Annotated in this window: 12 protein-coding genes; 1 reads left to right on the forward strand and 11 read right to left on the reverse strand. The window is 41.3% G+C overall.

The window, feature by feature from the left end:
* Nucleotides 1-20: 20 nt before the first annotated feature.
* The 11 genes from BFG52_RS16350 to BFG52_RS16400 form a co-directional block, all read right to left on the reverse strand.
* Entirely contained in the window at nucleotides 21-2,162 is a 2,142-nt protein-coding gene (locus tag BFG52_RS16350; RefSeq protein ID WP_067558806.1) for a Mu transposase C-terminal domain-containing protein, read from the reverse strand.
* Entirely contained in the window at nucleotides 2,146-2,952 is an 807-nt protein-coding gene (locus BFG52_RS16355; RefSeq protein WP_067558809.1) for a heteromeric transposase endonuclease subunit TnsA, read from the reverse strand. Before BFG52_RS16355 ends, BFG52_RS16350 begins: the two co-directional genes overlap by 17 nt.
* Before the next feature lie 153 nt (nucleotides 2,953-3,105).
* On the reverse strand, nucleotides 3,106-4,944 hold the full coding sequence (gene glmS / locus BFG52_RS16360; protein WP_067558812.1) for a glutamine--fructose-6-phosphate transaminase (isomerizing): 1,839 nt from the start codon (nucleotides 4,942-4,944) through the stop codon (nucleotides 3,106-3,108).
* A 12-nt stretch (nucleotides 4,945-4,956) separates the two neighbouring features.
* The gene (gene glmU, locus BFG52_RS16365) at nucleotides 4,957-6,321 is read right to left on the reverse strand and encodes a bifunctional UDP-N-acetylglucosamine diphosphorylase/glucosamine-1-phosphate N-acetyltransferase GlmU (protein WP_067558815.1); all 1,365 of its coding nucleotides are present in this window, start codon (nucleotides 6,319-6,321) and stop codon (nucleotides 4,957-4,959) included.
* A gap of 43 nt (nucleotides 6,322-6,364) precedes the next feature.
* Nucleotides 6,365-6,841 carry a phosphatidylglycerophosphatase A family protein gene (locus tag BFG52_RS16370; protein WP_067558818.1) on the reverse strand — a complete coding sequence of 159 codons (477 nt, stop codon included), beginning with the start codon at nucleotides 6,839-6,841 and terminating at the stop codon, nucleotides 6,365-6,367.
* Between the two features lie 16 nt (nucleotides 6,842-6,857).
* Nucleotides 6,858-7,778 carry a thiamine-phosphate kinase gene (gene thiL / locus BFG52_RS16375; protein ID WP_067558821.1) on the reverse strand — a complete coding sequence of 307 codons (921 nt, stop codon included), beginning with the start codon at nucleotides 7,776-7,778 and terminating at the stop codon, nucleotides 6,858-6,860.
* Between the two features lie 9 nt (nucleotides 7,779-7,787).
* Entirely contained in the window at nucleotides 7,788-8,237 is a 450-nt protein-coding gene (gene nusB, locus BFG52_RS16380) for a transcription antitermination factor NusB (RefSeq protein WP_067558824.1), read from the reverse strand.
* Nucleotides 8,238-8,241: 4 nt separating this feature from the next.
* Nucleotides 8,242-8,712 carry a 6,7-dimethyl-8-ribityllumazine synthase gene (ribH, locus tag BFG52_RS16385; protein WP_067558827.1) on the reverse strand — a complete coding sequence of 157 codons (471 nt, stop codon included), beginning with the start codon at nucleotides 8,710-8,712 and terminating at the stop codon, nucleotides 8,242-8,244.
* Between the two features lie 10 nt (nucleotides 8,713-8,722).
* Nucleotides 8,723-9,844: a bifunctional 3,4-dihydroxy-2-butanone-4-phosphate synthase/GTP cyclohydrolase II gene (gene ribBA, locus BFG52_RS16390; protein WP_067558831.1), complete on the reverse strand. Its 1,122-nt coding sequence runs from the start codon at nucleotides 9,842-9,844 to the stop codon at nucleotides 8,723-8,725.
* Nucleotides 9,845-10,093: 249 nt separating this feature from the next.
* Complete coding sequence (locus BFG52_RS16395) at nucleotides 10,094-10,432, reverse strand: DMT family protein (protein ID WP_067558834.1); 339 nt, start codon at nucleotides 10,430-10,432, stop codon at nucleotides 10,094-10,096.
* A 201-nt stretch (nucleotides 10,433-10,633) separates the two neighbouring features.
* Complete coding sequence (locus tag BFG52_RS16400) at nucleotides 10,634-11,467, reverse strand: SDR family NAD(P)-dependent oxidoreductase (protein WP_067558838.1); 834 nt, start codon at nucleotides 11,465-11,467, stop codon at nucleotides 10,634-10,636.
* Nucleotides 11,468-11,716: 249 nt separating this feature from the next.
* Here BFG52_RS16400 and BFG52_RS16405 point away from each other — a divergent pair, with 249 nt between their 5' ends.
* Nucleotides 11,717-12,403 carry a TetR/AcrR family transcriptional regulator gene (locus BFG52_RS16405; RefSeq protein WP_067558841.1) on the forward strand — a complete coding sequence of 229 codons (687 nt, stop codon included), beginning with the start codon at nucleotides 11,717-11,719 and terminating at the stop codon, nucleotides 12,401-12,403.
* Nucleotides 12,404-12,577: the final 174 nt, after the last annotated feature.

Here is a 12,577-nt window from a genome sequence, read left to right on the forward strand (position 1 = left end):
ATCCTTATTCGTGAATAAAGTTATGGCTCATCATCTTCACTGAGTAAATCGTGGTATAGAGGGAAACGTAACTTTAAATCCTCATCAAGTTCGTCAGATGACTTCTTCCGCTTTGGCATAGGAATGACATTGCTCTGAGCATCTTGTGTGATTTTGGGTTTCATAACCGTTGTAGCAGTGTCATTAACAATGGAAGTCGTACCTTTCAATTTAGAACGTTCAAGCTCTTTTTCGTGGGTTCGATTACTCCTAATCTCAGAGATTCGACTTTTCTGGCTTTGAGTAGACAATGGTGTTTCGCTACTAGCTTGTTGAATAATATCCATGATTTTCTGCTCTAACTCAGATTGAGCTAAGTTGTTCTTTATATTTTGCTTTTCAATAGTTTTTTTCTGAACACTATTGATTTGCCAAACTTCCCAAAAACTATAGCCTTTAAATTCACGGGAATAGTCGGAAATCGTTGCTTCCCAATATTTCAGACTACTTTGTTCATAGAAAACATAAATTTTGTCTGCATTACTTGGATCATAGGCAGCATATAAAAACTTGGGTCGATTTATTGTATTTTGGCGGTGTAGCCAACCCTTTTCATATAATTCTGGGCAGGTATAAGTCACACCAAAAATTTTCAAACCTCGATTTGATAAAGTTGCCTTTTCTCTAGGCAATAATGCGACATAAACAGCCTTATCGGAAGCTGATCGTAGTTTCCCCGTACGATGCTGTATTCCCCAGTTCCATAACGCCATTGGGACGGCTGGTAGGTCATGTGGTAGATCGATATCACGATCATAATTGTTGATTTGGTGAAATTGGTTATATTTCAGTACTGATAAAAGAATAATTTTAGTGAATTCATCTAGATTAAGTGTTGCATCTAGACGGTAGTCCTTTCCACCTCGTTTTTTTGTGATTACATCTTGAACCACCCCTTTTGCAAAGGGTTTAAATTCAGCTTGTATTAATTTGAATCTGCTTTCAACAATTGGCTTTAGATCACCACGGTAGGGTGGTGCATTCTCAAGCCTTATCGAAAAACTTTTTTCTAAATTTTCAATTTGATGACCAAATAACTCGGCTCGGTCAGCCAAAATCGCATCAGGCAAGCCGATACAAGGCCAGTTTTCATAAGTAATATCTATTCCATACTTTTTGCATAAAGCGACTTTATCTGTAAAAGCGCAATAAAGTGCTTGTATACTTGTTTTATAAGAAGCATTTTCTAAGCCAATATATAAGCCTGTAACCATACGACTAAAGACATCAATGACGAAGTAAATTGTTGGTCGGCCAATTATTCGGCTTCGATCAAGATTGGAAACTAAATAAATATCAGCAATGGTGGCATCTATTTCATACCGTGAACCAGGGCCGAGAACTTGTGTATTTACTGTAGAATGGAGTTGGCGTAAATCTTTAGAATACTCAATGTCGTTTGATCGCTTCTGTAAACGAGTTACTTGATTGTATTCTCGGTGATAAAAATACTGAAATTGGCGTAGTGTAGGATATTCATTTTCAGGGGTATCTGGGTGAAGTGTGCGATATAGCTTTTGAAATTCCCGATGGGCATATTTTAAAGTATGTTTCTTATTTGATAATAAGTATTTGCTAATCGTGAGATGAAATAGGCGTTCAATTTCGTGTGTAATAATAGCTCCAGTACCTTCTTTGTAGAGGCGCTTTCTTCCTAATTTTTGACTTGCAACTTTTTTACTCCCTTTTGCACCTGAATTTTGGTAGTTAGGGATCAAAGCATTCGGTGTCTGCCCTCTTTGCCAGTATTGTCTAAGCAAGCGGTATATTGTCTGTTTGGTAGATTTCTTACTATTTATAATTTCATTAATTAGTGAGGATCGGGCACTTGGTATATAAAACTGTTCATGATCAACTATATTTTTGATTAAATTGTAATTTTCATCTCTTTTTCGTTGAGAAGTGGAATCTTTTTCGGGCTGTATGAAGGCAACATCTTGAAAGGGATCTTCAATTCGAAACACCTCAAAAGATTCAATGGCATGAAATAATTCCGTTTTGCTGATGATTTCAGGAAGTGCTTTCACATCATTGATATCAATCCAAACAATATGTTCAGATAAAATTTTGAGGATTCTAATCGAGAGATCTTGATACTGATATACATCATTGATTCGCAGCATAGCGAACCTCCTCCCAAGTCGTTAGATTGCCTAATTGAATATTGGGTGGGACTAAATCTTTGTAATTTAATTTTAGGTTGAATTTAAAATAACGTTGAGCAAAAAGTACACGTAATTCTGATAGAGATGTACCTATCTCAAGGTCATAAGATGAATCAATTTTTTTTGCTAAGTTAACCAAGGATAAATTTGGATATTTATGGAATTGCTTTACATAGAATTCAATTTGATCATACTGATTGATGTGATCATTATCTCTAATGGCAGGATATAACCATTTAATGTTGTCAAAAACAACTTTAGGAATTTCTTGTTCAGTGATGATTTGCCAAGGGATTTCTTTGCTTTGCCAATAACGTCGTTCGATTTCTAGTTTCTCAATTGTACGGATATCTTCAAGATCTTTCTGGTATTTAGCTTGTATGCTAAATCGAGGATTCATAGCGTCGGAACTAAATACATAAAAATCCGTACTCATTATCTGCTTAATGCCTCTAACGGCAGGGTGTGGAATACAAGTTAAATGGGCGATTTCTTCAGTTTGTTCTATCCGAAGAGGGAATTGTTCTCGTATATCTTGAATCAGAGGATTCCATTCTAAAATTAAGAAAATAGCGAGCTCTAAGTCAGAGAGTAGATGATGTGTCCGCTTCGTTTTATGGCCGTAAACTCGATGAGAGCGACCAAGTGATGATAGATCCCGAACAGTCAACCACGGTTTATATGATGATAACTCACCATCGCCTCGGCCATCTTTGATCCATTCTTGCTGTTGTTGGACTGAGAGCATAAAAAACACCTGTTGTGTTCATTTGAAATGAGCATAACAGGTGTTCATAAAACAAACAATCTAGTATGACACTTTTTTGTTTAGTATGATACTTTATTGTTTGGTGTGAGACTTTATTGTCTGACTACAAGCACCCATCAAACAAGCTTATACTTACTCGACCGTTACAGACTTCGCCAAGTTACGTGGTTGGTCGACATCGGTACCACGCAATACAGCAACATGATAAGACAAGAGTTGTACCGGAATACTGTATACGATTGGCGCAAGACGCTCATCAATAGTCGGTACATATACCACATGCTGGCGATCTGCTTTTTGAATACCGCTGTGTTCATCTGCAAATACAAACAACTCACCACCACGCGCCTGTACTTCTTCCATATTAGATTTGAGTTTATCCAACATGTGATCTTGCGGCGCAAGAATCACCACAGGCATATCGTTATCCACCAATGCCAATGGACCATGCTTTAGCTCACCCGCGGCATAACCTTCGGCATGAATATAGGAGATCTCTTTAAGCTTTAACGCACCTTCAAGCGCTATTGGAAACTCCGTACCACGTCCCAAGAATAAGCAGTGATTTTTTTCCACAAAAAGCGTGGAGAGTGCCAAAATATTACGGTCATTCTGCAGCGTATCGGTTAACACTTTCGGCAAATGCCATAAAGCCACAATAATCTCTGTGAGTACTTGCGCACTGATATTATGTTTGACCTGACCAATTTTCAGTACCAATAACATCAATGCAGCTAATTGCGTGGTAAAGGCTTTGGTTGATGCAACACCAATTTCAGGACCTGCCAAAGTCAAAAGATGGTGGTCAGTCTCACGAATCATCGAAGAGGTCGCGACGTTACATACAGCTAATGTACTGATATTACAGTGCTTCGCTGCAGCACGTTTTTGGGTATCGCGTAGCGCAGCAAGGGTATCTGCGGTTTCACCAGATTGGGAAATACAAACATAAAGGGTATCTGCAACAATGACTGGGCTACGATAGCGATATTCACTGGCAATTTCGACCTGACAAGGTAAATCAATTAATTGCTCAAACCAATATTTGGCAATCATGCCAGCGTGATAACTGGTACCACAAGCAATAATTTGTACTTGTTGAATACGCGCAAAATCGACCACAGCTGACGCTAAAAAATCTTCACGTAAGACATTGCCATTTAAAGCTTGCGATATGGTTTGTTGAATGGCTTCTGGCTGCTCATAGATTTCTTTGAGCATATAATGCTTGTATTCACCTTTCGAGGCGTTACTTACCGTTGCGTCGAGTTCTTTGATTGGGCGTTGTACTGTCTGACCATCAACAAAAACGGTTATGTGATCACGTGTTAAAAGCGCAATATCACCTTCTTCAAGATACATAAAGCGGTTAGTTACCGGTAATAATGCCAATTGATCAGAACTGATAAAATTCTCACCAATCCCAACACCAATCACCAAAGGCGAACCTTCACGTACTGTCACCAATTGATCAGGAAAATCGGTGTGTATAATACCCAGTGCATAAGCACCTTTGAGTTGAGGCACAATCTGTTGTACAGCCGTCAATAAATCTGCTGTAGTTTTTAATTGGTGATCAATCAAATGGGCAACGACTTCACTGTCTGTTTGTGAGCTAAAGTGATAGCCCAAAGCAATCAATGATTGTTTAATATCTTGATAATTCTCAATAATACCATTGTGCACCACGGCGACCTTACCTGAAACATGCGGATGCGCATTGGCTTCAGTCGGTTTACCATGTGTTGCCCAGCGGGTATGTGCAATGCCTAAAGAACCACTAATCTCTGCTTGCTCTACCGCTTCAGCGAGATTGGCAACTTTCCCCACACGACGTTCACGCAAAATATCACCATGATCGATTACTGCTACCCCAGCAGAGTCATAACCACGGTATTCTAAACGCTTTAAACCTTCGATCAGCACATGACTAATATTACGTTCGGCAACACCACCAACGATTCCACACATAAATTTATCCTCTTATTTCTTAGCCTTTTGGGGACGTTGATAATTTGTTTTGCTCAACTGTTTTGCACGCTCAAAAGCGAGCGCATGGGGTTCAACATCATGGGTAATGACTGAGCCTGCACCAACCGTTGCACCTTCACCTATATGTAATGGTGCGACCAATGAGCTATTTGAACCAATAAATACCTGATCATCAATAACCGTACGATGTTTATGGGCACCATCATAATTACAGGTAATGGTACCGGCACCAATATTACAATCTGCGCCGATATCAGTATCCCCCAAATAGGTAAAATGGTTGGCTTTAGACGCTAAACCGATCTTAGAGTTTTTGACTTCAACAAAGTTACCAATATGTACTTCATCACTGAGTACCGTGCCAGGTCTTAAACGTGCAAAAGGTCCGATTTGTGCTGCAACACCGACCTGCGCTTGATCTAAAATGCTATAAGCTTGTATTTTGCTACCCGCAGCAATATGGCTATTTTTAATGATACAACCTGGACCAATTTCAACGCCATCACCAAAGACACAATGTCCTTCTATCACCACATTGATATCAATCCGTACATCTTGACCAGCCTCGAGTTGACCGCGTAAATCGAAACGCGTTGGATCAATCAAATGTACACCTTGGCGCATCAATTGCTCCGCTTGATCATGCTGTAACTGCCGCTCTAGAGCCGCCAGTTGCACACGATCATTTACACCTTCGACTTCAAAAGCCTTATTGGGTTGAATCGAAGCGATTTGCATGCCATCCGCCAAAGCCATGGCAAAAATATCTGTTAAATAATATTCAGCTTGGGCATTGTCATTGCTGAGGCGAGGGAGCCATTGATGCAGTTTGGCATTGCTTACACAATATAAACCCGTATTAACTTCTTGGATTTGGCGTTGTTCTGCTGTGGCATCTTTATGTTCAACAATGGCTTGAATTTGTCCTGCTTTACGAACAATACGACCATAACCGCTAGCATCTTCTAAAGTCAGTGTCGCCAAACCAATGCCTGTTTCTTGTGAAGCCGCAATCAAGCGCTGTAAGGTGTCTTGTGTTACACAGGGCACGTCACCCGATAAGATTAAGGAGATTCCTTCAGTGGGCAGAACAGACAATGCCATTTGTACAGCATGCCCAGTACCCAGTTGTTGTGCTTGCTCGACCCATTGGATTGGTTCAGCTGCAAATGCCTGTTGTACCAGATCACCACCATGACCATAGATTGTGATAATTTGTTTTGCTTGTAGTTTTTTTGCAGTATCGACCACATGCCCCAACAAGGGACGACCTGCTAAGGGCTGTAATACTTTAGGCAAAGCAGAACGCATTCGCGTTCCTTTACCCGCCGCAAGTATAATCACACTTATCGTCATAACACACCTAGTTCTCAAATTGAGTTATTCTCAACAACTATTACTAACTAATTGAAATATATAAATACAAGACAATGCATAATGCTGCCCATATACCAGCAATTACATCATCAAGCATAATACCGAGACCACCAGCAACTTGGCGATCCACCACACCAATCGGCCATGGTTTCCAAATATCAAATAAACGAAAGAGGGAAAAGCCTATCAGCAGCCATGCCCAACTCATTTGATTGATATATATTAAAGGTAAAAATGTGATGGATTGACCGGCAAATTCATCCCATACGATACGACCATCATCGTGTACGCCCATGAGCTCGGCACTTTTACCACAAATATAAATTCCCAACACCGTCATGATGAGTATCAAAAGCAGGGCAGGATAGTAGCCAAGTGCCATAAAAATAGGCACAAAAAGTAAGGCAAAGAGAGAGCCAAAAGTTCCTGGTGCTTTGGGCGCCAAACCTGATCCAAAACCAACGCCACAAAATACAATACAGCGTTGTTGCCACGTCATGCGCTGCCAATTTATTTTATTCTGATGCAAAGTGCTGATATCCGTTTAGTTTTAATGATTGTGCTTGACCTTGATACATAAATTGCAACTGGGGTTGCGCAATAATCTGACCAATCACTGTGGTTTGTACATCGGGGTGTCGTTGCAGAAGTTTTTGATAATTTTCTTTGGATAGGGTGAAGCACAATTCATAATCATCCCCACCAGTCAACGCATATTGCCACTGCTCGACTAAAGGCAAGGCTTGCACGCGTGTACTCAAAGGTAACTGCGATAATTCTATACAAGCACCGCAATGTGATGCTGTTAATATATGTTGCAAATCTTGGGCAAGACCGTCAGAGATATCAATCATGCTATGGGCTAAACCATTGAGCTGCTGTCCCAATACACAGCGTGGGGTAGGGTAATCCAAACGTTGTTGTAGGGGATCACCCAAATGCTGTAAAGCAAATGCAGCATCACCCACCGTTCCACTGACAACAATCAGATCACCCACTTGTGCATTGGATCGCGTCACAGCAGTTTGCGGTGCAACCCAACCAAGTGCAGTGACACTAATGGTTAAATGCGGGCTTTGTGTGGTATCACCACCAATTAAGCTGACGCCATAGTGTTCACAACAAGCATAAAGCCCATCACTAAAGCCTTGTAACCATGCGTGATCAATACTTGGCAAACTCAGTGCCAACAAAATGCTATGTGGTGTGGCAGCCATTGCTGCGATATCGGAAAGATTCACCGCCACACTTTTCCAACCCACAGCATGTGCTGCTGTATCGGTTGGAAAGTGCCGCCCCGATATCAGTGTATCGGTACAAATCACCAATTGTTGTTGTGACGGTGGCTGAATCACAGCCGAGTCATCACCTATGCCTACATCGACGGCGTGTGGCTGACGATTGAAATAGGTCTCGATAATAGAAAACTCAGCCATTGCAACTCGTTATTTTGCTTGTTTCTTTTCGGCTTCACGTAGGCTCTCAGCCAAACGATCTAGCACGCCATTGATATATTTATGGCTATCGGCACCGCCGAAATATTTAGCCAATTCAATGGCTTCATCCAATACCACACGATAGGGAATTTCAAGATGCTGTTTTAGTTCATAAGCACCGAGGCGCAAAGTTGCTAACTCTACACCATCTAGTGCAGCGAGTTCGCGATCTAATACCGGTACCAATAGCGCATCTAATGCGTTATGTTCAGCAACCACTTGCGTCAGCAATTCGTGATAATAGTTTAAATCAACCTTATGCATATGATTTTCGGCACGGGTACGCGCTTCAATCGCATGAACTGGGTTATGGCTCATTTGCCATTCATAAATACCTTGTACAGCAAAACGACGTGCTTTGCGTTTTGCTGCGTAGGCTGCTTGCAGAGTCTGCGACATGTTTTTAAATCGCCTTTAACAAATTAACCATTTCAATTGCAGTCAATGCAGCTTCGCTGCCTTTATTGCCTGCTTTTGTACCCGAACGTTCAATGGCCTGTTCGATACTATCTGTTGTGAGTACACCATTGATGACCGGTAGACTATATTCTAAACCAACCACGCCTAAACCTTTGGCGCATTCACCGGCAACAAAATCAAAATGCGGTGTGCTACCACGGATCACCGCACCTAGTGCAATAATCGCATCATACTGACCTGATGCTGCAAGTTTTTTCGCCACAACAGGCAACTCCCAAGCACCTGGGGCATGCAGTACAGTGATTTGCTCATCTGCCACACCATGACGTTGTAAGGTGTTGATGGCACCATCCAACAAATGTTCCACCACAAAGCTATTAAAACGACCAACTAAAATCGCATAACGACCTTCGCTGGCATGATGTAGAAAACCTTCTATACGGCGAATCGCCATAGCAACCTCTTTATTTCTCAGGAGTTTGATCTGCGGTGACGTATTCCACCACTTCTAAGTTAAAACCAGATAAGGCATTGAAACGTAATGGCGAGCTTAATAGCTTCATTTTTTCAACGCCTAAATCTCTTAAAATCTGTGCACCAACCCCAATGGTTTGATATTGATGTGATAGTGCAGCATTGCTCTTGGCAACTTTCGGTTGATTGTGCTGTTCAAGGGCAGGACCCAAGTCTGACAATTGACCTTGCCCAATCCAGACCAATACCCCACGCTCACTTTGTGCAATATGATGCAATGCCTTATCTAAATCCCAAGCGACTGCACCATCGGCTTTATGAATCTTTAATAAATCACGCACTGGATTAAAACCATGTACCCGAACTGTGGTCACACCTTGACTGGGTTGACCTTTGACCAAAGCCACATGAACACTCGGATTACCCAGTTCTTGGTAGCGGTACATTTCAAAAGCACCATAATCTGTCTCGATATGTTGTTGATCGATACATTTTACAGTTTGCTCATTGGTCATCCGATAATGAATTAAATCTGCAATCGTGCCAATTTTAATACCATGTTTTTCTGCAAAGATTTCTAAATCTGGACGGCGTGCCATGCTGCCATCTTCTTTGATAATTTCACAAATGACGGCTGCTGGCTCAAGACCCGCCAAACGTGCTAAATCGCATCCCGCTTCAGTATGTCCCGCACGATGCAACACGCCACCAGGCTGTGCCATCAAGGGAAAAATATGTCCTGGCTGTACAATATCACTGGGCTTCGCATGTGCTGCGACCGCGGTACGAATGGTATGAGCACGTTCTGCTGCGGAGATCCCCGTACTAATACCTTCTGCTGCCTCAATAGATAAAGTAAAGTTGGTGCCATGCTGTGCACCGTTGGCTTCAACCATCAATGGTAAATTTAATTGCTGGCAACGTTCTTTACTTAAGGTCAAGCAGACCAAACCACGCGCGTGGGTAATCATAAAGTTAATATCTTCTGGGCGAACATGCGTGGCAGCAATCACGAGATCACCTTCATTTTCACGATCTTCGTCATCCATGAGGATAACCATCTTACCTGCACGAATATCTGCGATTAACTCTTCAACAGTATTAAGCGCCATCAATCTTCACCTTTGACTCAATTAACGGTAGACGTTTCAGCACATCTAGTGCGCTATAGTCTACCGCGTTTTGGGTTATTTTGCCTATGCTTATCGTAAGCTGGGAAACAATTTGCGAGAGATCATTTCTAGACTTTTTTGCGGCGCGATAAAATCTTCAATGCTGTCACCTTTAAAATCAACCTATACCGTTTCAAGCATTACTCTAAACCAATATTCTAAACCAATGCGCTCGACATTGCGCATTGGTTAGCCTTGACTCCTAAAAACAAAATATACACACCCCAATAAACATAATCCCGCCCAGACATAATCCAACTTAAACGGCTGCTTAAACCAGAGTAACATGAAGGGGACAAATACAATTAATGTAATCACTTCTTGGCTGATCTTGATTTGCCCCATGGACCATTGTGCCTGTGCTAACATCCGCGTTGCAGGAATCATAAAGCTATATTCAAATAGAGCAATACACCAGCTGAATAAGACGGCTTGCCACCAAGGCGCATCATGTAAAAATTTGAGATGCCCATACCAAGCCAAGGTCATAAAACAATTGGCAATCACTAACAATAACAATGGCAGCATTTTATGACCCAAATAAGTTAGCTGAAAAAGGCAAATAAACTAAGTTCTTTTAAGAGATAAGATTATCATTTTTAAAAATTAAAAAATCTGCCAAAACAAAAAAAAGCGGATGAATCGGAAATCCGCTTTTGGCTTGGTTGAAATAAAATCAACAATTCAAATATTTATGGTTTTGATACGGTATATGGTTTTGAGCCAGTTTTAAGCTTTGGTCAATTTACCCAATAAAGTAATAACATCTTGATAACGTGTTGGTAATACCCGTTGAATCACATCAATCATTTTGGCGTCATTACCAATTAATAACCGTGGTTTTTCAGCTTTTACGGCTTGAAGTATTTCATTCGCGGCTTGTTCTGGTGGTGTACGCAATAACTTATTAAAAGACTTGGCAGATTTATGTGGATTCATGCCCAGACTCCGTACACTGTCATTGGTTTTTGCTGCATTGGCAATATTGGTACGAATACCACCAGGATGGACACAAAGTGCGCTCACCCCACAGTTTTCCATGTCCAATTCAATACGCAGAGATTCAGTAAAACCACGTACTGCAAATTTAGTCGCATTATAAGCCGACTGAGTCGGTTGTGCGACCAAACCAAACAAACTTGAAATATTAATAATATGCCCATCACCCGTTTTTTTAATATACGGTAAAAATTCTTTGGTGCCATAGACTACACCCCAGAAATTAATATTAAAAATCCATTCCAACTCTTCGTAGCTCGCGCCTTCAACTGTCGATCCTAGCGCCACACCAGCATTGTTGAAAATCATATTCACAGCGCCATGATCGGCTACAGTTTGGGCAGCCCATGCCCGAACAGCATCACGATCTGCAACATCAAGTTGCTGATAAGTCACGTGTACTGCACTATCCTTAAGTAATTCTGCAGTTGCTTCCAAACCTGCCAGATTGACATCACTTAAAGAGAGATGACAGCCTTGTTTTGCCAGTTGTAATGCCAATTGTTGACCTATACCAGAGCCAGCACCAGTAATTGCAGCAACTTTGTTGTTAAAATTTTTCATAGTATACCTTTGATAGCGATCCGCTACGCTTGAAATGAGCCTGATGTACGAGCTTGTTGTTGCAACTATAATTTTGACAACAAGCATTGTCAATCCAAAAAGATAGTAGCGCACGTCAGCTAAAATCAGCATTACATTCAGACTGCATCTGCTTGCTAGGCAGCAAAGCAAAACGGATGAAAATTAGGTTTTATGTGTTGATATTGCTAATATGGCATGGATGATCCTTCAACCTGATCCAACTCGACCATGACTCAACAAGATTCCTCACTCAGCCCAAACACGCCAACTGCAACACCGAAAAGTAAAGAGCGGCAGTTCAAAGGTTTATCGCTTAGCGAGCGGAAACGGTTACGACGTGAAAAACTGATTCAAGCGGGAATAGAAGCCTATGGTCAACATGGCTTTTTCTCTGTCACTGTCAAAGATATTTGCCAACAAGCACAATTAACCGAACGCTATTTTTATGAGTCCTTCAAAAAGAGCGAACAGCTGTTCCAATGTATTTTTTTACAATTGACAGAAAAGTTACAAGATACGGTGCTGCACGCCATACAACAGCATCGCGGTGATCATCTCGGTATGATTCGTGCAGGACTCGATGCTTTATTTCGTTTGCTCATGCAAGATCCACGGATTGCCAGAATCATTTATGTGGATGCCATGCTGGTACAAGAATTACATAATCAAGCTACGCTACGGGACACCATGGCGCGATTTGATCAAATGATTGAAGCGCTCATCAATACAGGACTACCAGATAGCGCCTTAGCACCACACCATATCTCACTTATGGCAACCGGTCTAAATGGCTATGTCACGCAAATTGCGGTACGCTGGGTGATTGGTGGTCATCAATATGCCATCGAGGATGTGGTCGCATCTTGTGAAGTAGTTTTTATGGCGCTTTTTCATCAACTTCAACAGCAACAGTAAGCAACACAACAAATAGCCGCACTATAAAAACAAAGTATCCAGTCCACGGCACTACAATAGCGTTTTAGGCAAATTTTGCAGTTTGATGACCGTGCTTTGTCACAAATGATTGCAAAAATGCTGGGATTTCAGCTTTTGCAATGATATTGTCATAATTAATCTTTGTAATAAGCC

Origin of the sequence: Acinetobacter larvae (genome assembly GCF_001704115.1) — a bacterium.
Classification (GTDB): Bacteria; Pseudomonadota; Gammaproteobacteria; order Pseudomonadales; family Moraxellaceae; genus Acinetobacter; species Acinetobacter larvae.